Origin of the sequence: Neptunomonas marina (assembly GCF_004005935.1) — a bacterium.
GTDB lineage: Bacteria > Pseudomonadota > Gammaproteobacteria > Pseudomonadales > Balneatricaceae > Neptunomonas > Neptunomonas marina.
In genome coordinates this window covers 275,946-298,046 of the sequence record NZ_SACQ01000004.1, presented here as the reverse complement: position 1 = coordinate 298,046, position 22,101 = coordinate 275,946, and the positions used below count along the sequence as shown (strand labels likewise).

Here is a 22,101-nt window from a genome sequence, read left to right as displayed (position 1 = left end):
TGGTGAAATTTTGAGCGTTTTTTAGCTTGCAGGAAAGAGCTCAAGCTGGTAACTGACAGCGCGTCGACTCGGTGCTAGAAGGTCGAGTTGGAACTGCAAGGGAGTGCCGGAAGGCATCGATTTTGGGTCGAACCGCTCTCGGTCTAAATAGGTCTTTGGGGTGAAAATTTGCGATGCGACCACGCGACCTTTCAAGTCAGAAAATGTGAGCTTTAGGCGCGGGAATGGTTGTGGAATTGGAGCGGTATTTTTTAGGCGCAACGAGACGCGGATGGCATCTTGGAATTCGGGGTGTGGCTGAACCACAAGTTGCTCGTTCCGAATCTGTTTAATGTTTTGCCAGGGTGACAAGTTAAACTGCTCGTACAGAGGTAAGAGAAACGGCGAGGTGCGCCAGTATTGCTGGTTAAACCAGAGAACCTGGCACACCAGCAACAAGCTGAGCAAAATAATTAATAACCACGATAACAGGTGGCGCTGTTTAGGCCGAATGGTTGGTAGCGTGCTGTCGAGGGTAAACAGCGTATCGTCAGTCATGCTCAGTGCCTTTTCCGCTGAGGTCAGAGGCGGCATGGACCCCGTCGGTGGCAATAGTGGCTCAGTGCTACTCGGCTTTGCATCAAAGAGGGCTGAGCATTGCCCACAACGCACGCGTCCTTCAGCAACTTGCAATTGCTGCGGTGTAATATGAAATGTTGTATTACAGGCTGGACAGCGCGCTGTGAGCTTTGTGGTCATTTTTTGGTACCGGTAACGCGAATCCAATCTTCTTTGTAGGCGATAGGATCAAGATCAAACCATTCGCTGTAGGTGGTCACGATCTCGTCAGCTTGTGCTTTTAATAGACCTGACAGTGCCAGCAAGCCGCCTGATTTTACGTGTTGGGCAATTGTTGGTGCGAGCTCCACAAGAGGCCCGGCGAGAATATTGGCGACTAATACATCACTTTGGTGAGCGGGTGTGTGCTCTGGCAGATAGGTATCCAGCTTGGCTGGCGCAAGATTGTTACGCGCTAGGTTATCATTGGTCGCGGTGAGGGCTTGCGGGTCAATATCGACGGCAACCGTGTGTTTCGCACCTAGCAAAAGAGCAGCAATCCCTAAAATGCCCGAACCGCAGCCGTAATCGGTGACATCTTTATCAACCAGATTTTGTTGGTCGAGCCACTCTAGGCACAATGCTGTTGTTGGGTGAGTTCCGGTGCCGAACGCAAGGCCGGGGTCTAGCAATAGGTTAACTGCATCCGGATCGGGTGCTTCACGCCAGCTTGGGCATATCCATAGGCGTTCGCCAAACTGCATCGGATGGTAGTTGCTCATCCACTCACGTTCCCAATCTTTATCTTCGAGGATCTCTGCGTGGATTTGAGGCGCGTCATCTTGCTGAAAAACAAGTTGGTGTGCTTCGGTGATGTAACTTTGCAGTGCCTTGATATTGTGGTCTGCTGAAAATAACCCAGTGATGCGGGTTTTATTCCACAAGGGTGTTGTACCTAAATCAGGCTCAAAAATAGGTTGGTCTGCGCCGTCTTCATAGGTCACAGCTGCGCTGCCTGCTGCCATAAGAATCTCTTCATATGATTCTGATTGATCAGGAGCGATATCTAGCTTTACTTGGAGCCAAGGCATGGAAGTTTCCGTAATAGGGTTCGATCTTTCTAATACTATAGCGAAAGACACGATAGTAAGAGTGACTTGTGTAAAAAAGCCCGCACTGGGCGGGCTTTGTTTGCAGGGAGCTAACTTATAGCCCTAGCTTCTTCTCAAGGTAGTGGATGTTCACCCCACCTTGCTGGAACGCGCCGTCATCAACAATATCTTGATGCAGCTCGATATTGGTGCGGATGCCTTCAACTAGCATCTCGTCCAGTGCGTTCTTCATGCGTATCAATGCGGTTTCACGGTCATCTGCGAACGTGATCAACTTAGCGATCAGCGAGTCGTAGTGAGGCGGTACCGTATAGCCATCATAAAGGTGTGAGTCAACGCGAACACCATTACCACCTGGAGCATGGAAGTGGATAACCTTGCCTGGGCTCGGTAGGAAAGACTTTGGATCTTCCGCGTTGATACGACATTCGAATGAGTGACCGCGCAGCTTCACATCTTCTTGCTTGATGGACAGTGGGTGTCCTGCAGCGATGCGTAGTTGCTCTTTTACGATATCAACACCGGTTACCATCTCAGTGACCGGGTGTTCTACCTGAACACGCGTGTTCATTTCGATGAAGTAGAAACGACCATCTTCGTATAGGAACTCAAATGTGCCAGCACCGCGGTAGCCGATCTCGATGCATGCATCCACGCAGGCTTGCAATACCTCTGCACGTGCTGTTGGATCAAGGTGTGGCGCTGGCGCTTCTTCAACGACTTTTTGGTGGCGGCGCTGCAATGAGCAATCACGGTCATACAGGTGAATCGCATTACCTTGGCCGTCAGCCAGGACTTGGACTTCAACGTGACGTGGGTTTTCTAGGAATTTCTCCATGTAAACCGTTGCATCACCGAACGCAGCTGCAGCTTCTGATTGAGTCACGTGGATTGAGCTAATCAGGGAAGCTTCTGAGTTCACGACGCGCATACCTCGGCCACCGCCACCTGCAGCGGCTTTGATGATCACAGGGTAGCCAATACGTTTGGCAATCGCGTGAAGCTTGCTGTTGTCATCTGGTAGTGGGCCATCGGAGCCTGGTACCGTCGGGACGCCCGCTTTCTTCATGGCATCGATAGCAGATACTTTGTCGCCCATTAGGCGAATTGTATCTGCACGAGGACCTATAAAGGTAAATCCGGAGCGTTCAACCTGCTCTGCGAAATCGGCATTCTCAGCCAAAAAACCATAGCCTGGGTGGATAGCTGTGGCGTCTGTTACTTCCGCAGCACTGATGATCGCAGGGATGTTTAAGTAGCTTTGCGCTGATTGCGCAGGACCAATACAAACAGCTTGGTCTGCCAAGCGTACGTGCATCAAATCACGGTCGGCCTTTGAGTGTATAGCCACCGTCTTGATGCCGAGCTCTTTACAGGCACGCAGTATGCGTAGCGCGATTTCGCCACGGTTGGCGATAACGACTTTATCCAGCATTGGGGTTCATTCCTCTAGCTGTAGATTCTGTGAAGTTAGACGATAGTGACCAGTGGTTGGTCGAACTCAACAGGCTGTCCGTCTTCCACTAGAATGGCTTCGATAACGCCTGATTTGTCTGCTTCGATCTGGTTCATCATTTTCATCGCTTCGACGATACAGATAACATCACCAGCTTTCACTGTTTTGCCTACTTCGATGAAAGCAGGTGAGCTTGGTGATGGCGCGCGATAGAACGTACCTACCATCGGTGAAAGTACAACGTGACCGTTATGCTTTGCTTCCGCTGGTTCAGCAACAGGCGCAGCCGCCGCTACGGGTGCTGGTGCAGCAGCAACTGCCGCTGGTTGAGCAATTGGCATAGCCATCTGTGGTTGAACGCTGGACGCACGACTGATGCGTACAGACTCCTCGCCTTCTTTGATTTCGATTTCGTTGATGTTTGACTCTTCAAGAAGTTCAATCAGCTTTTTAACCTTGCGGATGTCCATTCTGTAATCTCTGCGTTCAAGTAAATTAAGTGTTTATTGATCGGTGGTTATCTGGATGGCAGATGACAGTGCATAGCTGTACCCTGCAACTCCCAAGCCACAGATAACGCCCTTAGCGATGTCTGATAGATAGGAGTGATGCCTGAAAGGTTCCCTTGCGTGTACGTTCGATAGATGAACTTCGATGAAAGGGATCTCTACTCCTAAGAGTGCATCGCGAATCGCGACGCTCGTATGAGTATAAGCTGCGGGGTTGATGATGATGGCGGCTACGTTTTCATCGCGAGCTTGATGGATGCGATTTACGAGGTCGCCTTCACTATTGCTTTGATAGCATAGCAAGTCGTGACCACTTGTAGTGGCTTCAGCACTGAGCGATCGCTCGACATCAGCGAGTGTGTCAGCACCATAGATTTCAGGTTCACGCGTGCCTAACAAATTAAGGTTGGGACCATTAATTAACAAAAACGTGGACATGAAAGCTGCCTTAAAACGGTTAATAATTCCAGATAACGGATGACCTGCGGTAAGTTTGCATTAAAGAATTTTAAGAGTCCAGTTTTTATGTAATTATCAGCAGGATGTATGCGAGTTTGACGACGTTCGTAACTCTTAGTTATCTGGCGTTCACGTAATTTTGCTGTTCAAAACATGTACAATAGCCACTTTGTTGTTAGCGTAAAAGGTGGATGGGTTTGTGTTTGTCTGCAACAAGTTAAATGAGCTCTGCTGCTAAGATTTTATTGCGGTGCACAATTTGGCATACTGAGTGTAAATTAGATGGGGATAGATATGTTAGATCGACTGCAAAGGGTTTGGTTTTCGTTGTGGGATGGTGTGTTAGGCGTGTTTTCGGGAAGCGTTCTTCTTAAAGGTGTAGCCTTGCTGGTATTGCTTTATGTAGCAGTTGCTGGAGCGCTTGGTGTTTTCTGGAGTATTGAGCCAGACCAGCCTGCATTGCCTGCTAAGTCAGACGTGGCGGGTGTGGCAACGACGACAGCTCTGATCGATGTGACGGCGGCTTTATTGGAGAAGCAGGGTGGTTATATCAGCAACGATAAGCTGCCTCCAGGTATTTGGTTGGATAATATGCCCAACTGGGAGTTCGGCGTTCTTGTGCAAGCGCGAGATATGGCGCGTGCGATGCGTAAGGATTTTAGCCGCTCTCAATCCCAATCAACCGAAGACTCGTCTTTGGCCAAGGCAGAGCCCATGCTGAACTTCAACAATAATAGTTGGTTGTTTCCAGCAACAGAAAGTGAGTATAAGAAAGCGTTAAAAGGGTTTAGAGGTTATTTAGCCCGTTTAGAGAATCCTGCTGAGCAATCTGCCCAGTTTTATGCCCGTGCGGACAACCTCAATGGTTGGTTGGGGGATGTAAGCACTCGTTTAGGTAGTTTATCTCAGCGCCTTAGTGCTAGCGTTGGTCAAAAGCGCGTCAACCTTGATACGGAACCGGCAGGTGTTACGAACCCCTCTGCCAGCGAGCTTGAAGTCAAAACGTCGTGGTTTGAGATCGATGACGTTTTTTACGAAGCTCGCGGTACTGCGTGGGCATTGATTCATCTGTTAAAAGCGGTCGAGCGCGATTTTGGGCCTGCTTTGGATAAGAAAAACGCACGTGTGAGTCTGTTGCAGATCATTCGCGAATTAGAGGCGACTCAAGGCACTATTTGGAGCCCTGTCATTTTGAATGGCACTGAGTTTGGTTTCTTGGCCAATCACTCGCTGGTGATGGCATCTTATATATCCCGAGCTAATGCGGCGATTATCGATCTTCGTGAATTACTTTCTCAGGGCTAACCATCAGGAGGGATAGCTGTGAAACGAGTTGTATACAATCAGAAAGGTGGTGTTGGGAAGTCGAGCATTGCTGTTAACTTGGCTGCTATTAGCGCTGCGCAAGGGAAGAAAACAGTCGTGGTTGATCTAGATCCTCAAGGGAATGCGACGGACTATCTTCTCGGCAAAGAGGTTCGAGAGGGAAAGGACATTAAGGACTTTTTCGAGCAAGTGCTAACCTTTCAACTTAAGCCTCAAGCTCCACAAGAGTTTATACACGCCACTGATCACGACAACTTGTTTGTTATCCCTTCGAATTCTTCTTTAGGCGATCTGCAAAGCAAGCTCGAGAGTAAGCATAAAATATATAAACTTCGAGATGCTTTAAACCAACTAAGTGAGTTTGATGCCATTTATATTGATACGCCTCCTGCGTTTAACTTCTTTTCTTTGTCGGCTTTAGTAGCTGCTGAGCGGTGCTTGGTGCCGTTTGATTGTGACGATTTTGCGCGGGCGGGTTTGTATGCCTTGATGGAAAACGTTCGTGAGGTGTGCCTAGATCACAACGAGGCGTTAACAATAGAGGGGATCGTGGTGAATCAATATCAAGCTAGAGCATCTCTGCCGCAGCAAGTTGTTGCGGAGCTAAAAGCAGAAGGGCTGCCGATTCTAGAGCAAAAGCTGTCCGCGTCCGTGAAAATGAAGGAGTCTCACGCTGCTTGCTTACCATTGATCTTCCAAGCCCCGAGCCACAAGCTTACGCTAGAGTTTATTTCTCTTTTTGACAGCCTGCATTAATCACTGGCTTTCTGAGAGTTCGACGCGCATCGTTTTGTTAGGTGCGCGCTTCCCTTCCTTGCTCTTTTAATTTGCGCTTAATCAAACTTGTGTTTGATTCAAGTTCAAAAGTTTCACATTTTCCTAAAAAAACACTACACATTTCTTATTTATTTGTTAACTTGTTTCGAGCCGTTAAGTTTGTGTGCAGCAAATGCAAACCTGTCATTATAGTGTCTTTCTGTAACTATATGATTTAGCTAAAAATAATAATTCGCGGTCTTATTTTGTCGCAAAGTGGTGACACTTTGCTGCCCTTTGGAGGGTGCTGTGGGTCGTAAAGTTATGATGTTAAAAGAAACTTTTTTAATTGGCGTGTTTTTTTCATAGCAATCCCGCTGCTGTTTTATGCCGCAATCACACAGTCAGAAAAGAGAGTAGCTACATGAGTGTTAGTTTTGAGCTGTCTCGTGAGCCGAGAATGTTGCAACAGTACTACAGGATACGTGAACAGTGCTTCCGTTTAGAGCTCGGTGTTGCGGGCTTTGATGGGGGGGAAGACTGCTATGATGGGTTGAGCGATGTGCTGGTCATTCGTGACGGGGATCGTTGTATTGGTGGTGTTAGAATGCTTGATCCAGCGAAGTTACCCGGACACCGGCTGCCGTTTGAAGCGGGTGATGTTGATATACGTAGATACCTCTCCATCGAGCAAGAGCCGTTATCGCAATACTGCCAATGGTCGCGTTTAGCCATTGATCCTAAGTATCGTAATAAGGTTGATCTGTTGCAGTTTTGCAACGCTTTAACTGAGTCTGCCAAAAATAAAGGTTTTTTGTACTCTCTATACATCTCGGAAGGTATTCGTACGCGCTTGTTTATGAAGCTTCATAAAAAGTTGGGTTTTGACTATCACATCCTAGAAGATGTTGAGGTGCCCGTTGAAAATGGATTTGATCAGTTTAAGCACTTGCTGTCAGTGGCTAGGCTTGACAAACAAATGATCGAAATTACCCCACCTGCCATTCAGTTTGGTCAAACAGCGTAGCCAATTGGCTGCGTTCATCTTGTCGTCATTTTCAGGGGGGTATCATGCCTCCCCTAATTCTATATCGATAGTGTTCCCCGTATTGGCTCGATAAGTAGTTATTCGATCTGACATTTTTGTATGTTAGATTGACAACGGTGTGTGCGTAATGGGCCAAAGTGTCCTACTTTGTAGAGTATTGGAACCTGATTTTGGAGGGCGAGGAAGTGCACCTTTTTGTATCGAAGTTTTTGAGAAAGTCTCTACCTTTGGCAGTGTGTGCGGCTGTGTTATCCGGCTGTAGCATTAACTCAGATCATCCGATGGTTGCTGAAGAGGAGCGCTTTGCTGAATACGACTACAACTATGTTATTGGACCTGGCGATGACGTGCAGATCTTCGTATGGGGTAATGACGATCTTTCCGTAACCGTGCCGGTTCGCCCAGATGGCAAGATTACAACGCGCTTAGCAGAAGATCTGCAGGCGAGCGGAAGAACCTCCACCGAGCTCGCGCGCGAGATCGAAGAGGTCTACTCCCAATATATCAAGAACCCTATTGTAACTGTCATTATTGACGAGTTTGTCACCATTCCTGATCAGCAGATTAGGGTTGTTGGTGATGGCGTTAGCCCCACAGGTGTCCCTTACTCTAAGCACATGACTCTGCTTGATGTCATGATTTTGGTGGGTGGCCTTAATGAGTTTGCAGACGGAGATGCGGCTAAGCTCATTCGTATGGTAGACGGTGAGCAGCAGACTTATAGCTTGCGTTTGGATTCGCTCCTTAATGAAGGTGATATCGCTGCGAACATGGCGATGAAGCCTGGCGACATCGTAGTAATTCCTGAAGCCTGGTTTTAATCTTCTTTTTACAAGGGCGTATAAAAATCAATGCGTGAGATTGTTGCTCAGTTACACAGTGCATTATGGGGCGCGTGGCGCTTTCGTTGGGTCGGTTTAGTTCTGGTTTGGTTAATTGCCATGGGTGGTTGGTTAGCTGTATCACTGACACCAGAAAAATATATTGCTACGGCCCGTATACATGTGGATACCAACTCGGTTCTTAGGCCTTTGTTGCGTGGTTTAGCAATCCAGCCTGATGTGGATCAGCGGATTGCTCTTATGAGCCGAACCCTGCTAAGTCGGCCGAATCTGGAAAAGCTGATGCGTATGGCGGATCTGGATCTTTATGTAAAGAATGACGGCGAGAAGGAGGAGTTGCTCGATAACTTGCGCCGCTCGATTTCGTTGGCCGGAGAGCGAAGAAACGCTTCGCTTTACTCGATATCCTTTAAGCATGAAGACCGAAATACTGCCAAAAAAGTCGTTCAGTCGTTAATTACTGTATTTGTTGAAAGTGCCCTTGGTGATAAGCGTAAGGATAGTAGTGGTGCGCAAGAGTTCCTTGATAAGCAAATAGCAGATTATGAGCAGCGCCTTATTGAAGCTGAAGCACGCCTAGCTGACTTTAAACAGCGTAACGTAGGTGTGTTGCCTGGTGAGACAGGTGGTTATTATAAGCGTTTGGAGATCGAACGTGGTCAGCTTGAGGCTGCTTCCTTGCAGTTACGTGAAACACGCAACCGTAAAGCAGAGCTTGTTCGCCAAATCGATGGAGAAGAACCAGTCTTCTTGGCAGGGCAGGCTGATGACTCGCCTGAAGTCCTAGCGATTGATGAGCGTATCTCTGCACTCGAACAGCAGTTGGATACATTAGCGCTGAAGTATACGGATCGCCATCCTAATGTCCTGCAAGTCAAGGAGGTTATTGCGTCATTAGAGGCGAAGAAGGGAAGTGCAATAGCGCGAGCTGAAAGCAATTTGCCTGAGCAATTCTCGGGGCTTTTGAATAGTCCAGTTTATCAGCAGATGCGAACTATGTTGGCGCAAACTGAAGCGACTGAAGCTGAGCTTAAAACGCGAGTGGATGAGTATGCTCGTCGCGTTAAGAGTCTTGAAGAGAAAGTGGATAATATTCCGCTTATCGAAAGCGAGCTGCAGCAATTGAACCGTGATTACGATGTGATATCGGCTCAGCATAATACACTGCTGAAACGCCGTGAATCAGCTCGGATTTCGGACAATGTTGAGCAGCAAGCAAATGATGTAAAGTTTCGCGTGATAGATCCTCCGTTCGTGCCGCTTGAACCAAATGAGCCGAATAAGCTACTGCTAAATGCTGTTGTCTTTATTTTAGCGCTTGGCGCAGGGGCTGGTTTAGCATTTGTTATTTCATTGTTTAAGCCTGTATTTATTACCAGAGAGTCGCTGACGCAGGTGACAGGTCTCCCTGTGTTGGGTGCGGTTGCTGAGATTAAAACATCGTCAGATAAGCGTCGAAGCTTGCTAAATAACGTGCTCTTTTTCTCTGTGTTCTCGTGTTTGATTTTAGTATTTGTTGGTATTTCAGTGCTTGATGCTCAAACGTCAGGCGTTAGCTCGCTGCTTCAGGCTATAAGGGGAGGCGCATGAGTATTATAGAGAAAGCGATTCGCAATCTGGATAAGAATCAAGATGTGGGCGCTAATTCCTCAAATCTGTCGGCCTCTCAGGAAGAGGTGGTAGCTGCTGAGCCCGTTAGTAGCGCGCCGCAGCAGCCAGCTACTTCTGTTGTGCCAGAGGGTGTAGAGTCTGAACATGGCTTTATTAATATTCCGGTATCTCGTTTGGCTGCGTTGGGTATGCTTTCTCCCTCGATGCCTAACAGCCAAATCGCTGAAGAGTATCGTGGTATTAAGCGACCTTTGTTGCTGAATATTGATGGCAAAGGTGCTACAGAAGTGCAGCATGCTAACCTAATCATGGTAGCTAGTGCGTTGCCGGGAGAGGGGAAGACATTTTCGGCGGTTAATCTAGCGCTGAGTATCGCGATGGAGCAAGGGAAGTCTGTGCTCTTCGTTGATGCTGATGTTTCGAAAGCTTCCGCGGGCGCGTTGTTAGGGGTTCCAAAGGATAGTGTTGGTCTGATCGACTTGCTTGAAGATAAAACGCTAGGTTTTAGAGATGTCGTCCTGAAAACGAATATTCCTAATTTGCGAATTTTGCCGTCTGGCAAGTTGCATCAGCGCGCTACGGAGTTGCTGGCAAGTGATGATATGAAGAGCTTTATGTTAGAGCTTTCGCAGCGCTACCCTGATCGGATTATCGTGTTTGATTCGCCACCACTATTGTTGACCACTGAAGCGCGCGTGCTTGCAAACTTTATGGGTCAAATTGTATTTGTTGTCGCTGCGGGAAAAACTTCTCACGAGGCCGTTACTGACGCGCTTCAGTATATCGGCAATGATACGGTCGTAGGTATGGTGTTGAACCGTTCAAATATCAAAGCTTCAGCGAGGTATGGATACGGATATGGGTATGGTTATGGCGGGCGTACGTAGAAAAGACCATTGCCGTTTGGTGGTCTGTGGTTTGTCGGCTTGCGTTGCATTCAGTGTAACGCAAGCGCAAGCGAGAGACTGGAAAACGGAAGCAGGGTTTTCTGTGTCGAGTATTTACTCGGATAATGGCAGCAGTGATGACGAGAGTGGTTCGTCTGAATTTGTTACGAAAGTTTCGCCAAACCTTTTGATCAAGAGAGATGGTGGTCGCGCTAGATTTAGTTTTATTGGTAGTGCTGAACTAACGGCTGGCGGTGAAGATGTTGATCGCTTCTCGCCGAGAATTAGTTCGAGTTTTGATACAGAGCTGATCGAGAATTTTGCTTATCTGGATACGAATCTCCAGGTTTCGCAGCGCTCGATTGATGCGTTAGGACCCACTAATGGTGATGATCCTCTCAATAGGAATAGCAACCGTACCGAGACTTATACATACCGCATAGAGCCGTATCTTCAGAAAACGTATCAAAATGGCAATCGCTTTAAGCTGGCGACATTTTTTCAGGGTCAAGAAAGCTCTGACGACAGCGTGAGTGGAGCAGATACTTCTGGGGCGGAGTTCGAGGTGGCCCGCGAGCTCGCAGGCAGTAAAGCTACGGTGTCTCTGAGTGCAGATTACCGAGATACAGACACTGATAATAGCGCGTCGAGCTTCTCTACTATTCAGGCCGGCCTCGGATACCAGTTTACGGAACACTTTGCTTTGACTGGTACAATTGGTCGAGAAAACAACGATTTTGAAACTGTTCGCGATACAAATGATGGCCGTATATGGAAAGTTGGAGCGGTATGGACTCCATCGTCGAGAACGCGCCTAAACGTTGGGTACGTTGATAGATTTTTCGGCTCAACCCCGACTCTTGAGCTGTCGCACAAGTTAAAACGTAGTGTGTTGACTTTAAGTTATAGTCGAGACCTATCTGACTCTAACTCCCTTATTGAAGGGCAGTCTACATTCAGCGATAGAGACGCTGCAGGTGATCCGGTCGATCCTTTTACGCAATTAGTCCAGCAACTTAGTGCCAATAGTGTGACAGAGGGCGCTTTTATTAACGAGAAGCTGAAATTGGGCTGGTCTGTCAGTGGTCGCCGATCTAAGTTTGGGTTAGATATCTCGTATTCCAATCTAGATTATGAAGATGGACGTGATGATGAGGAAGTGAGTGAGCTTGGGCTTTCATTTTCGCGACAGATCTCACGGGTATCTACTCTTAATGTAGGTCTTATCGGTACTCGGTCGTCCCGGGGCACTGAGGAAGCTGATGAGTATGAACTTCGTTTGGGTTGGGATCGTCGTTTAGATGATGACACAAGCGTGGGCTTTCTTTACCAGTTCATAGATCGAGATGCCAATGTTGGTGACTCGTATCAGGAAAATCGAATTCAGTTGCGTTTTACTACTCGCCTTTAAATAAGAGATTTTTATGCTTAATTTCGAAAAATATAGAGTTATCTGTATTGTGGGCGCGCGCCCGAATTTCATGAAGATTGCTCCGATCATGCGAGCTTTGGAAGCAAACGACCGCTTTGAAGCGACGCTGGTTCATACGGGGCAACACTATGACAAGGCGATGAAAGAGTCTTTTTTCGAACAGCTTGGAATACCTGAGCCAGATGTTGATCTTGGTGTTGGTTCGGGCTCACATGCGGTGCAAACGGCGAATATTATGACAGCGTTTGAGCCAGTCATGGATCGCGTGAATCCACATTTGGTGCTTGTAGTCGGTGATGTTAATTCGACGATTGCGTGCGCGTTAGTTGCCGTGAAGAAAGGTATCAACGTTATTCATGTTGAATCTGGGTTAAGAAGCGGCGATCGCGCTATGCCAGAAGAGATCAACAGAATCTTGACCGATCAACTATCAGACCTTCTGTTTACGACTGAGCGCTCGGCTGAGGGGAACTTGACGGCGGAAGGTATTGCTGCAGAGAAAGTTCACTTTGTTGGCAATGTAATGATTGATACGCTGCTATATAACTTGCCAAGAGCAATTGAGCCTGCACAGACGTTTAAACAACATCTAGAAACCGATCACGCATCTTCTTTGGCGCAAACGTTTGGACTTCTAACGCTGCATCGTCCCTCGAATGTTGACGACCCCATCGTGTTAGAAAGGTTGCTTAATACACTGGTTTCGATTAGCAACGAGTTGCCACTTGTCTTCCCAGTGCACCCGCGTACTAAGGCAAAAATAGAGCAGGGTGGTTTCGATAAATTACTGTCTGATGCCAATATCCACATGCTCCCACCAATGGGTTATTTGGAAATGCTCGGCTTGATGGATCGGGCCTCTGTTGTATTGACAGACTCTGGGGGTATTCAAGAAGAAACAACGGCTTTAGGTACACCTTGTTTGACGCTGCGAGAAAATACTGAGCGCCCAATTACTGTCGATGAGGGTACTAACACGATTGTTGGTACAGACCCAGAGGCTATTCGGGCTGCTTTCAACACAGTTATGCTTGGTACTGCCAAAGGCTCTTCTCGTCCTGAGTATTGGGATGGCAAAGCGGCCGAGCGTATTGTTGAAATTACCGAAGGCTGGTGTCGACAACAGTTTACTCAGGAGTCTTCTGAGTGAGTCATCAGCCCATTATTAACGCTATGACAGTCGATGTGGAAGATTACTTCCAGGTCTCTGCTTTTGAGTCTCACATTGATCGCGACGCTTGGGGAGATAAAGAATGCCGAGTTGAGCGCAATATGGATCGCATATTAGCGCTGTTTGATTCACATAGCGTCAAGGCAACATTCTTTACATTGGGCTGGCTTGCTGAAAAGTACCCTAATATGGTGCGCCGCATTGTAGAAGAGGGGCATGAGTTAGCTAGTCATGGCTGGGATCATCAGAGAGTGACGGGTTTTACACCGGAGGCATTTTTTCAAGATGTGTCCAGAACGAAAGCGGTTCTCGAAGATGTGGGTGGCGTAGAAATTTCCGGGTATCGTGCTCCGAGCTACTCTATTTGTGAAGATAACCTATGGGCGTTTGAAACGTTAGTTGAAAGTGGTCATGTGTACAGCTCAAGTGTCGTGCCAATCCAGCATGACCACTACGGTATGCAGAGCGCATCACGCTTTGCATTTTCGGTAGCGGATGGAAAGTTAGCCGAGATCCCTGTGACCACTTATCCTGTGATGGGAAAAAACATTAATTTCGGCGGGGGCGGTTGGTTCCGTTTCTTTCCTTATGCTTTGACGCGATGGGCTTTGCAGCAAGTGAATGTGAAAGAGCAGCAAGCATGTAACTTTTATTTTCATCCATGGGAAGTTGACCCTGAACAGCCTCGTGTCGGGGATATTCCGATAAAAACCAAGTTTAGGCACTACATCAACTTGGCACGTATGGAACCTCGTTTAGATCAGCTCTTAGGTGACTTCGCTTGGGGGCGTATGGATGAAGTGTTTGCACAAGAGATAGCAGCAGCGCGCAAAGCTGTTTGTCCTGCATGATTTAACTATTTTTTTGGAGAGTGACATGAGTCTTCAGATACTGGAATTATCTGAATCAAAGTTTGAGCAATGGGACGCGTTTGTTGCGCAAGCGGATTCCGCCACTTTCTTTCATCGAGCAGGTTGGAAGCGCGTTATTGAACGCGCTTTTAAACATCGTACATACTTCCTTTATGCCGAGGACGATGGCGCTATTGTCGGTGTGCTACCGTTGGTGCACATTAAAAGTCGGCTGTTTGGTAGTGCGCTTACGTCAACACCGTTCTGTGTTTATGGAGGCATTGTCGCTCTGAATGAGCAAGCGGAAGCTGAGCTGCGCATGCGAGCATGTGAGCTTGCTAAAGAACTTAAAGTCTCGGCGCTTGAGATGCGTAATATCGAGCAGACCAGTAGTGGCTGGCCAACAAAAGAGCTTTATTACACGTTTCGAAAATCGCTTTCTGAGGACAATGAAGAAAACATGTTGGCGATACCTCGAAAGCGTCGCGCAATGATTCGAGGTGGTATTAAAGCGAACCTTCAGAGTGAAGAGGATTCTGGTTGGGAGCGCTTTTTCGCAACGTATGCAGAAAGTGTAAGAAACTTAGGCACGCCTGTTTTTTCCCATAAGTTATTTCGCTGCTTGCGAGAAGAGTTTGGTAAAGATTGCCGCGTACTGATGATTACGCATGAAGGTAAAGATGTTGCTGGTTTGATGAGCTTCTATTTCAAAGACCAAGTTTTGCCATACTACGCGGGTAGTTTTGATAGTGCTAAACATCTAAAAGCACATGATTTTATGTATTGGGAACTCATGCGCCGCTCTGTTGATGAAGGCTATCGAGTATTTGATTTTGGTCGTAGCAAAAAAGATACTGGGCCTTACCTCTTTAAAAAGGGGTGGGGGTTTGAGCCAGAGCTGCTCAACTATGAGTTTTTCCTTGTAGAGTCGGACTCCATTCCAGAAGTAAACCCGAACAACCCTAAATATAAGCTGTTTATCGATATGTGGAAAAAGCTTCCACTACCGGTAGCTAATCGCCTCGGACCTCTGCTTTCTCGGAGTCTCGGTTAATGAAACCATCACTCTTGTTGTTGTGCCACCGTATTCCTTTTCCTCCCAATAAAGGCGATAAGATTCGGGCGTTTAATCTGCTCAAATACCTCGTGAAGCATTACCGTGTTTATTTAGGATGCTTTATCGACGATGAGCAGGATTGGGCGTACACCGAAGAGTTGGAGGCGATGTGTGAAGAGTGTCTTTTCATCGGTATTAACCCCACGGTGGCGAAGGTGCGTAGCCTCAGAGGGTTACTAACCGGGCAAGCTTTATCCGTTCCCTACTATGCTAACCAAGAGCTGTCTCGTTGGGTTGTCGACATTAACCAGCGCAAGGGCGTCACTAAAGCTGTAGCGTTCTCTTCGCCCATGGCTCAGTTTTTAGATGGCGATGCTGTTTCTTTTGAGAAAACAGTACTGGATTTGGTTGATATCGATTCAGATAAGTGGGCGCAGTATGCTGAAAAGAAATCCTGGCCTATGAGTTGGGTGTATCGGCGCGAAGCTAAATACCTGTTCAACTACGAAGAGTGGATCGCTAAGAGCTTTGACGCAAGCTTATTTGTATCTTCAACTGAGGCGCAGCTCTTTCGGGAAATGTTGCCAGCTTATGCCGATAAAATAGGCTTCTACAATAATGGTGTCGATTCTGAATTTTTCCGCCCTAGAGATGACTACCCAAGCGTTTATGGTAAAGGTGAAGTTGCCGTTGTTTTTACGGGAGCTATGGATTATTGGCCTAATATTGATGCGGTGACTTGGTTTGTTGAAGAGGTGCTGCCAACACTCAAGGCTCGATTTGAGGCGTTGACCTTTTATATCGTGGGTAGCAACCCCGCATCGTCAGTTAAACAATTAGACGCGCTTCCTGGTGTCAAAGTCACTGGGCGCGTTGACGATATCCGTCCATATATTGCGCAAGCTGCGGTTTCTGTTGCTCCTATGCGTATAGCCCGTGGAATTCAGAATAAAGTACTCGAAGCCATGGCAATGGAGACCCCCGTTGTTGTTTCGGATATGGGGCTAGAGGGAATCTCTGCAATACCAGAGCAAGAGGTTTTGCTAGCTAATACGGCTCAAGAAGTGATTGATGCAGTAGTGCGTATCGTTGAGACAAAACACACTGACATGGGTAAAGCCGCGAGAAGCAGAGTCATCGCGGACTTTAGTTGGGAATCGAGCTTGCCTACCGTTAAAACTCTGCTTGATAGTGCTGCAGTGGTATCTTAAATGACCGTCTCCTCTACCCCGACAAAGAGTTACTCGTTCGCGAACCCGTGGCAGCAGCATGCCGTTTGGCTGAGTTGTTTCTTGGTCGTCTTGGCGGTCACTTTCTTCGACACGATAGCTTCAATGGTTAGCGTCTGGTCACGCTCTGACACCTTTACACATGCATTTTTAATCTTGCCAATTTCGCTATGGCTTGTCTGGGGTAAACGCGAAGCGCTTGCTGATATAGCTCCACGCCACTCGTTACTCGGTGTGGTTTTAGCAGGCATAGGTACTCTGATTTGGTTAGCAGGCAGCTTAGTCGACACTCTCTTGCTACAGCAGCTAGGTGTGGTCATTGTGCTGATCGGAGGAATTTGGGCCCTGATCGGTAATGAGGCTGCAAAACTACTCCTGTTTCCGCTTGGCTTTCTACTATTTATGGTGCCGATGGGTGAAGAGTTGGTGCCGGGGATGATGGAGTTTACCGCAGACTTTACGGTGGCTATGGTGCGCCTATCCGGAATTCCTGTTTTCCGTGAAGGTCTCTACTTTTCGTTACCTACGGGCAACTGGTCCGTTGTTGAAGCCTGTAGCGGTGTCAGGTATCTCATTGCTTCTACGACACTCGGTTTCTTGTACGCGCACCTTACTTACCGAAAGCCATATAAGAAGGTGCTTTTCATACTTGCTTCGATCTTGGTGCCGATCATCGCAAATGGGTTTAGAGCCTATATCATTGTGATGTTAGGGCACTTAAGTGATATGACGGTAGCGACCGGTGTGGATCACCTCGTATACGGATGGGTCTTTTTTGGTCTTGTAATCTTCGTGCTTGTGACCGTAGGTAACCGGTTCAGCGATGATGTTTCGGAGGACTCTGAGGGTTCTGAATCTGTCAGAAATACCTATTCTCCTGCAACTCACAGGCTCGGTGGCGTTTTTGCTATCTTGATGATGGTTACACTCTCTGGCCCAGCTCTAGCGTACTTTTCCGATAATCGCGCGACAGGGAAGCAATTGGCGGAGCTCCCAGTGCTCGTTGATACGGGCGTAATTCAGATAGCGTATCCATGGGCGTGGCAGCCGAATATGGTGGGTGGTGGTATCACTAAGCAGGGCTACCGGTATGAGGGAAAAACTATTGGTGTGGTAGTTCAACACTTTGCGAGCCAGCGACAGGGTGAGGAGCTAATCAGTTGGAACAACACGTTATTGTCTACTGAAAATGATGCTTGGCGAACGTTATCTCAGTCCAAGGCGTCTATTGGCCTCAATGGCACACCAACTGACGTGACTCGCACTGAGATTTCAGGCGCAACAGAAACGTTAATTGTTTTGTCTTGGTATCGAGTAGGTGATACGTATACTACCAGCCGGTTAAAGGCTAAGTTGCTTGAAATGATAGCGAAAGTGACGTTTCAAAGATTGGATGCGGCTTGGATTGTAACCTCGATTTCGGTTGAAGACCGCAACTTCGCAAGTGATGAGGTGCGCTTACTTGAAGAGTTCTCCACCAAGGCTGTAACAACTATAGAGCAGGAGCTTGATCGTGCCGCGAGTATCCGATGACTCCATTCCTTTAGTTGTTCATATCATCCACGAGTTAGGCACTGGCGGACTAGAGAATGGCTTGATCAACATAATCAACCGCACTCCACGAGATCGCGTCCGGCATGTCATCATATGCTTGACGCATGCTACGGAGTTTTCTCAGCGAATCGAGTCGGATGATGTAAAAGTATTTGAGCTGAATAAGCGAGAAGGGCAAGACTTTGGCCTTTACTACCGTTTACTCAAGCTACTTTGGACGTTAAAGCCGGATGTTGTCCACACACGGAATTTATCCGCGTTAGAGATGCAGGCAATCGCGTTCTTAGTACCGGGAGCTAAAAGGGTTCATGGTGAACATGGGCGTGATATTTATGATTTGGATGGTAGCAACCGCAAATACAATGCCTTAAGAAAGGTCATGCGCTTTTTTGTGCATCGTTATATCGCGGTAAGCCAAGATTTAGAGCAGTGGTTATTGGATACTGTTGCGGTTTCGCCAAAGAAAGTCGTGCAGATCTATAATGGCGTTGATCATGCACGCTTCTCATCGAGTTCTTCTGTAGCTGAGGTCTGTGGACTCCCTGAAGAGTTTGGTGGTGATGACCTTATTATCATCGGTACAGTCGGGCGCGCCGCTGCGGTTAAAAACCAGATCAGTTTACTCGAAGCATTTGAGCTCATCATGAAAAGTGAGCCGCTACTCGCCGAGCGCCTCCGGCTTATTATCGTCGGTGATGGGCCTGAATTTAAAAGTTTGGAAGCTAAGGTAGCGGATGCCCAACTTCAGGACTCTGTTTGGTTGGCAGGTAACCGCAATGATATCCCCGAGTTACTAAAGAACTTCGATATTTTTGTTTTACCATCTCTGGGAGAAGGTATCTCCAATACCATCCTTGAGGCTATGTCTTGTCGCTTACCCATCATTGCAACAAATGTCGGTGGAAATCCAGAATTAGTTAATGAAACTAATGGTATTCTCGTGCCCGTTGACGATAGCGAGCGGTTGGCAAACGCTATTGTGACCTTAGTAAAAGATGATCAACAACGAGAGCGCTTGGCTGCAGAGAGCCTAGCGCGAGTGACAAGCGAGTTCTGCTGGAATCGAACGGTTGATCGCTATTTATCTATCTACGAAGAGCTGAGTGCTAGGCGCTAGCAAGACTTTTAAGGGAATCAGTTAAAAATGTGTGGCATTGTTGGCGTTTATGATCTTTCAGGGCACCGTGAGTACAGCCGTGATCTCGTTTCGCAAATGAACGAAACTCAGTTTCACCGTGGCCCTGATGAAGGTGGGTTACACATTGAGCCGGGCGTTGCCTTTGGTCATCGTCGCTTATCTATCATCGACTTATCCAGCGGTCAGCAGCCGCTTTTTAATGAAGATCATACGGTTGTCGTTACATATAACGGCGAGATCTACAATTTTCCGGAGCTGTCTGAAGAACTGACAGAAAAAGGCCATATCTTTCGTACGCACTGTGATACGGAAGTTATTGTTCATGCTTGGGAGGAGTGGGGCGAGCGTTGTGTTGACAGATTTCGAGGCATGTTTGCCTTTGCGATCTGGGATCGCAATCAGCAGTCACTATTTGTTGCACGTGACCGACTCGGTATCAAACCGTTATTTTATGCTGTGTTGCCTGATGGTAGCTTTGCTTTTAGCTCTGAGCTTAAAGCATTAAAGACGCTGGATAACCTACCTCGTGATATCGACGTTACTGCCATCGAAGATTACTTTACGTTTGGTTATATCCCAGAGCCAAAAACTATCTATCAGGGCGTACAAAAGTTAAGACCGGGCCACACCATTCTGCTCAAGAAAGGTAGCACCGATGTTGTGCAAAAAGAGTACTGGGATATCCCTTTCAAACCTGTTGAACTGTCATCACCTGAATTAACGGAAAAAGAGCTTGTTGAGCGTATGCGCGAGGCAGTGCGCGTCCGCATGGTGGCGGAAGTACCGCTTGGAGCGTTCTTATCGGGTGGTGTCGACTCTAGTGCTGTTGTAGCGATGATGGCGAAAGAGCAAAGCGACCCAGTCAATACTTGTGCGATTGGCTTTGATGTAAAGCAGTTTGATGAAACGGAATACGCAAAGAAAGTAGCTGAGCAATACAAAACTAACCACTTTGAAGAACTCGTTGGTAGCGATGACTTTGCTTTACTGGATACGCTTGCTGATCTTTATGATGAGCCATATGCAGATAGCTCAGCTATACCAACTTACCGAGTCTGCCAGCTAGCGAAAAAGCGTGTGACAGTGGCGCTGTCTGGCGATGGTGGGGATGAGCATTTTGCAGGTTATCGACGGTACAAATGGCACATGAACGAGGAAAAACTTCGTTCTACGTTACCTCTGAGTATCCGTAAACCGCTTTTTGGGACGTTAGGCAAACTCTATCCGAAGGCGGATTGGGCACCGCGTGTCTTCCGAGCGAAAACAACGTTCCAAGCGCTGGCTCGCTCATCAGTAGAAGCCTATTTGCAGACAGTATCCCTATTGACGGATGAGCAGCGTGATCGACTGTTTAGTGCAGAGCTTAAAGCGGCATTAAAAGGCTACAAGTCAATTGAAACCTTCGATTACTACGTAAAGAAATCGCCGACACAAGATCCTCTGTCACTTATTCAATACTTGGATATGAAAACATATCTGGTTGGCGATATTTTAACTAAAGTTGATCGTGCGAGTATGGCTCATGCATTGGAGGTGCGCGTACCTCTGCTTGATCATAAGTTCGTTGAATGGGTATCTGGTTTGCCAGCAGAGCAAAAGCTAAAGGGCCAAGAAGGGAAATATATTCTCAAGAAGTCTTTAGAGCCGAGTTTGCCACACGATGTTCTATACCGCCCTAAGATGGGCTTCGGCGTGCCACTCGCTAAGTGGTTCCGTGGACCATTAAAAGAGCGTGTTCAGGAAGCGCTGATGGGGCCTATTATCCGAGATAGCGGATTGTTTAATCTCGAGTATGTCGAAGAGGTCGTAAAGCACCATCAAAGTGGTTTGCGCGACTACAGTGTTATTATTTGGACATTACTCATGTTTAGCGCTTTTCTCGAACGAGAAATGCAAGCTAAAGCGGCATAAGCGGAAATACTCATGAAAATTCTACACATACTCGATCATTCTATTCCGTTACATAGCGGCTATACGTTTAGAACACGCTCTATTTTGCGTAAGCAACGCGAGTTCGGTTGGCAAACTGAACACGTAACATCAGGTAAGCATACGGCCGAATCTGAGCCACAAGAGATGGTCGAGGATCTACGCTTTTTCCGCACGCAATCCGGTCGTCGTTGGTATTCGGATTTGCCCGTCTTAAACCAGTGGGCTGTTGTCTCTGAGCTCGCTGAGCGCCTTGATGAAGTGATTCAAGAAGTGAAACCGGATGTGCTGCATGCGCACTCTCCAGCTTTGACGGGTATGGCTGCGCTGAAAATGAAGCGTAAGTACGGTATTCCAGTGGTTTACGAATGCCGAGGCTTTTGGGAGGATGCGGCGGTTGACCATGGTACCTGTAAAGAGGGTGATCTGCGTTATAAATTGACGCGTGCTATGGAAACCCATGTCTTTAAAAATGCGGATGCAGTAACGACGATTTGTGAGGGGCTGCGCAAGGATATTGTGGCGCGTGGCATTCCTGAGCAAAAGATCACTGTCATACCGAATGCTGTTGATATCGAGCACTTCCCGCTGATTGAAGCGGCTGATCATGCGCTCGCTGATAAGCTAGGCTTATCCGATAAGAAAGTCATTGGTTTTATTGGCTCATTCTATGCGTACGAGGGCCTGCTGTTGTTGCTTGATGCTTTGCCAAGTATCGTAAAGCAAATGCCGGATCTGCGTCTTCTCTTGGTCGGCGGTGGCCCACAAGAAGCGCTTATTAAAGAAAAAGTCGCGGCACTTAATCTTCACGACTATGTGGTTATGACGGGGCGAGTGCCTCATACCGAAGTACAGGCCTACTACAGTTTGGTCGATATATTTGTTTATCCACGCCTTGCCATGCGTCTTACGGATCTTGTGACACCTTTAAAGCCACTCGAGGCTATGGCGCAAGGTAAGTTGGTAGTTGCTTCGGATGTTGGCGGACACCTCGAGTTAATTAACGATGGTGAGACGGGAAGGCTGTTTAAGGCCGGAGAGAGCGATGATCTGGCACGTGTTGTCGTGGATTTCTTCTCCCAGGAAGACGCTTGGGATGGTTACCGTGACGCAGGACGCCGCTATGTAGAAGAGGTGAGAAACTGGGAAGTTAGCGTTGGTAATTATCGCAACGTTTACCCGAACCTTGTGTGAGCT

20 protein-coding genes are annotated in these 22,101 nt (G+C 47.5%); 15 read left to right on the top strand and 5 right to left on the bottom strand.

Going from position 1 to position 22,101, the window contains the following annotated elements:
- Nucleotides 1-21: 21 nt before the first annotated feature.
- The 5 genes from EOE65_RS10715 to aroQ all read right to left on the bottom strand — a co-directional run bounded on the left by EOE65_RS10715 (nucleotide 22) and on the right by aroQ (nucleotide 4,052).
- A complete protein-coding gene (locus EOE65_RS10715) occupies nucleotides 22-738 on the bottom strand; it encodes a zinc-ribbon and DUF3426 domain-containing protein (RefSeq protein WP_127694307.1) in 717 nt (238 codons plus the stop codon).
- Nucleotides 735-1,628 carry a 50S ribosomal protein L11 methyltransferase gene (prmA, locus tag EOE65_RS10710; RefSeq protein WP_127694306.1) on the bottom strand — a complete coding sequence of 298 codons (894 nt, stop codon included), beginning with the start codon at nucleotides 1,626-1,628 and terminating at the stop codon, nucleotides 735-737. The genes EOE65_RS10715 and prmA overlap by 4 nt, the downstream gene beginning before the upstream one ends.
- A 115-nt stretch (nucleotides 1,629-1,743) precedes the next feature.
- Complete coding sequence (gene accC, locus EOE65_RS10705; RefSeq protein WP_127694305.1) at nucleotides 1,744-3,084, bottom strand: acetyl-CoA carboxylase biotin carboxylase subunit; 1,341 nt, start codon at nucleotides 3,082-3,084, stop codon at nucleotides 1,744-1,746.
- Nucleotides 3,085-3,119: 35 nt separating this feature from the next.
- On the bottom strand, nucleotides 3,120-3,575 hold the full coding sequence (accB, locus tag EOE65_RS10700; protein WP_127694304.1) for an acetyl-CoA carboxylase biotin carboxyl carrier protein: 456 nt from the start codon (nucleotides 3,573-3,575) through the stop codon (nucleotides 3,120-3,122).
- 33 nt (nucleotides 3,576-3,608) lie between these two features.
- A complete protein-coding gene (aroQ, locus tag EOE65_RS10695) occupies nucleotides 3,609-4,052 on the bottom strand; it encodes a type II 3-dehydroquinate dehydratase (protein WP_127694303.1) in 444 nt (147 codons plus the stop codon).
- Nucleotides 4,053-4,367: 315 nt separating this feature from the next.
- Here aroQ and EOE65_RS10690 point away from each other — a divergent pair, with 315 nt between their 5' ends.
- The 15 genes from EOE65_RS10690 (at nucleotide 4,368) to EOE65_RS10620 (ending at nucleotide 22,098) form a co-directional block, all read left to right on the top strand.
- Nucleotides 4,368-5,378 carry a DUF2333 family protein gene (locus EOE65_RS10690; RefSeq protein WP_127694302.1) on the top strand — a complete coding sequence of 337 codons (1,011 nt, stop codon included), beginning with the start codon at nucleotides 4,368-4,370 and terminating at the stop codon, nucleotides 5,376-5,378.
- A gap of 18 nt (nucleotides 5,379-5,396) precedes the next feature.
- On the top strand, nucleotides 5,397-6,155 hold the full coding sequence (locus EOE65_RS10685; protein ID WP_127694301.1) for a ParA family protein: 759 nt from the start codon (nucleotides 5,397-5,399) through the stop codon (nucleotides 6,153-6,155).
- A gap of 424 nt (nucleotides 6,156-6,579) precedes the next feature.
- Entirely contained in the window at nucleotides 6,580-7,182 is a 603-nt protein-coding gene (locus tag EOE65_RS10680; RefSeq protein ID WP_127694300.1) for a GNAT family N-acyltransferase, read from the top strand.
- A 158-nt stretch (nucleotides 7,183-7,340) separates the two neighbouring features.
- Nucleotides 7,341-8,024 carry an XrtA/PEP-CTERM system exopolysaccharide export protein gene (locus EOE65_RS10675; RefSeq protein ID WP_206052663.1) on the top strand — a complete coding sequence of 228 codons (684 nt, stop codon included), beginning with the start codon at nucleotides 7,341-7,343 and terminating at the stop codon, nucleotides 8,022-8,024.
- A gap of 30 nt (nucleotides 8,025-8,054) precedes the next feature.
- Nucleotides 8,055-9,635, top strand: coding sequence for an XrtA system polysaccharide chain length determinant (locus tag EOE65_RS10670; RefSeq protein WP_127694299.1), 1,581 nt, complete (start codon nucleotides 8,055-8,057; stop codon nucleotides 9,633-9,635).
- Nucleotides 9,632-10,543 carry an XrtA-associated tyrosine autokinase gene (locus tag EOE65_RS10665; protein WP_127694298.1) on the top strand — a complete coding sequence of 304 codons (912 nt, stop codon included), beginning with the start codon at nucleotides 9,632-9,634 and terminating at the stop codon, nucleotides 10,541-10,543. Before EOE65_RS10670 ends, EOE65_RS10665 begins: the two co-directional genes overlap by 4 nt.
- The gene (locus tag EOE65_RS10660) at nucleotides 10,515-11,954 is read left to right on the top strand and encodes a TIGR03016 family PEP-CTERM system-associated outer membrane protein (RefSeq protein WP_164847089.1); all 1,440 of its coding nucleotides are present in this window, start codon (nucleotides 10,515-10,517) and stop codon (nucleotides 11,952-11,954) included. Before EOE65_RS10665 ends, EOE65_RS10660 begins: the two co-directional genes overlap by 29 nt.
- A 13-nt stretch (nucleotides 11,955-11,967) precedes the next feature.
- Nucleotides 11,968-13,125, top strand: a complete 1,158-nt coding sequence (gene wecB, locus EOE65_RS10655; RefSeq protein ID WP_127694296.1) for a non-hydrolyzing UDP-N-acetylglucosamine 2-epimerase — start codon at nucleotides 11,968-11,970, stop codon at nucleotides 13,123-13,125.
- Nucleotides 13,122-13,997: an XrtA system polysaccharide deacetylase gene (locus EOE65_RS10650; protein ID WP_240656971.1), complete on the top strand. Its 876-nt coding sequence runs from the start codon at nucleotides 13,122-13,124 to the stop codon at nucleotides 13,995-13,997. The genes wecB and EOE65_RS10650 overlap by 4 nt, the downstream gene beginning before the upstream one ends.
- Nucleotides 13,998-14,022: 25 nt before the next feature.
- Nucleotides 14,023-15,051 (top strand): FemAB family XrtA/PEP-CTERM system-associated protein, encoded by a 1,029-nt coding sequence (locus EOE65_RS10645; protein ID WP_127694295.1) that lies wholly within the window; start codon nucleotides 14,023-14,025, stop codon nucleotides 15,049-15,051.
- A complete protein-coding gene (locus EOE65_RS10640; RefSeq protein ID WP_127694294.1) occupies nucleotides 15,051-16,265 on the top strand; it encodes a TIGR03087 family PEP-CTERM/XrtA system glycosyltransferase in 1,215 nt (404 codons plus the stop codon). The genes EOE65_RS10645 and EOE65_RS10640 overlap by 1 nt, the downstream gene beginning before the upstream one ends.
- Nucleotides 16,266-17,816 carry an exosortase A gene (gene xrtA, locus EOE65_RS10635; RefSeq protein ID WP_127694293.1) on the top strand — a complete coding sequence of 517 codons (1,551 nt, stop codon included), beginning with the start codon at nucleotides 16,266-16,268 and terminating at the stop codon, nucleotides 17,814-17,816.
- Nucleotides 17,797-18,954, top strand: coding sequence for a TIGR03088 family PEP-CTERM/XrtA system glycosyltransferase (locus tag EOE65_RS10630; protein WP_164847088.1), 1,158 nt, complete (start codon nucleotides 17,797-17,799; stop codon nucleotides 18,952-18,954). The genes xrtA and EOE65_RS10630 overlap by 20 nt, the downstream gene beginning before the upstream one ends.
- 27 nt (nucleotides 18,955-18,981) lie before the next feature.
- Nucleotides 18,982-20,886, top strand: a complete 1,905-nt coding sequence (locus EOE65_RS10625; protein WP_127694291.1) for an XrtA/PEP-CTERM system amidotransferase — start codon at nucleotides 18,982-18,984, stop codon at nucleotides 20,884-20,886.
- Between the two features lie 12 nt (nucleotides 20,887-20,898).
- A complete protein-coding gene (locus tag EOE65_RS10620) occupies nucleotides 20,899-22,098 on the top strand; it encodes a TIGR04063 family PEP-CTERM/XrtA system glycosyltransferase (RefSeq protein WP_127694290.1) in 1,200 nt (399 codons plus the stop codon).
- Nucleotides 22,099-22,101: the final 3 nt, after the last annotated feature.

What these genes read in the sequence shown, in the direction of transcription:
- EOE65_RS10680 (WP_127694300.1), top strand. Translation starts at nt 6,580, where the DNA reads ATGAGTGTTAGTTTTGAGCTGTCTCGTGAGCCGAGAATGTTGCAACAG.
- EOE65_RS10645 (WP_127694295.1), top strand. Translation starts at nt 14,023, where the DNA reads ATGAGTCTTCAGATACTGGAATTATCTGAATCAAAGTTTGAGCAATGG.
- EOE65_RS10640 (WP_127694294.1), top strand. Translation starts at nt 15,051, where the DNA reads ATGAAACCATCACTCTTGTTGTTGTGCCACCGTATTCCTTTTCCTCCC.
- accB (WP_127694304.1), bottom strand. Translation starts at nt 3,575, where the DNA reads ATGGACATCCGCAAGGTTAAAAAGCTGATTGAACTTCTTGAAGAGTCA.
- EOE65_RS10670 (WP_127694299.1), top strand. Translation starts at nt 8,055, where the DNA reads ATGCGTGAGATTGTTGCTCAGTTACACAGTGCATTATGGGGCGCGTGG.
- aroQ (WP_127694303.1), bottom strand. Translation starts at nt 4,052, where the DNA reads ATGTCCACGTTTTTGTTAATTAATGGTCCCAACCTTAATTTGTTAGGC.
- accC (WP_127694305.1), bottom strand. Translation starts at nt 3,084, where the DNA reads ATGCTGGATAAAGTCGTTATCGCCAACCGTGGCGAAATCGCGCTACGC.
- EOE65_RS10625 (WP_127694291.1), top strand. Translation starts at nt 18,982, where the DNA reads ATGTGTGGCATTGTTGGCGTTTATGATCTTTCAGGGCACCGTGAGTAC.
- EOE65_RS10660 (WP_164847089.1), top strand. Translation starts at nt 10,515, where the DNA reads ATGGGTATGGTTATGGCGGGCGTACGTAGAAAAGACCATTGCCGTTTG.
- EOE65_RS10665 (WP_127694298.1), top strand. Translation starts at nt 9,632, where the DNA reads ATGAGTATTATAGAGAAAGCGATTCGCAATCTGGATAAGAATCAAGAT.
- wecB (WP_127694296.1), top strand. Translation starts at nt 11,968, where the DNA reads ATGCTTAATTTCGAAAAATATAGAGTTATCTGTATTGTGGGCGCGCGC.
- EOE65_RS10620 (WP_127694290.1), top strand. Translation starts at nt 20,899, where the DNA reads ATGAAAATTCTACACATACTCGATCATTCTATTCCGTTACATAGCGGC.
- EOE65_RS10690 (WP_127694302.1), top strand. Translation starts at nt 4,368, where the DNA reads ATGTTAGATCGACTGCAAAGGGTTTGGTTTTCGTTGTGGGATGGTGTG.
- EOE65_RS10715 (WP_127694307.1), bottom strand. Translation starts at nt 738, where the DNA reads ATGACCACAAAGCTCACAGCGCGCTGTCCAGCCTGTAATACAACATTT.
- xrtA (WP_127694293.1), top strand. Translation starts at nt 16,266, where the DNA reads ATGACCGTCTCCTCTACCCCGACAAAGAGTTACTCGTTCGCGAACCCG.
- prmA (WP_127694306.1), bottom strand. Translation starts at nt 1,628, where the DNA reads ATGCCTTGGCTCCAAGTAAAGCTAGATATCGCTCCTGATCAATCAGAA.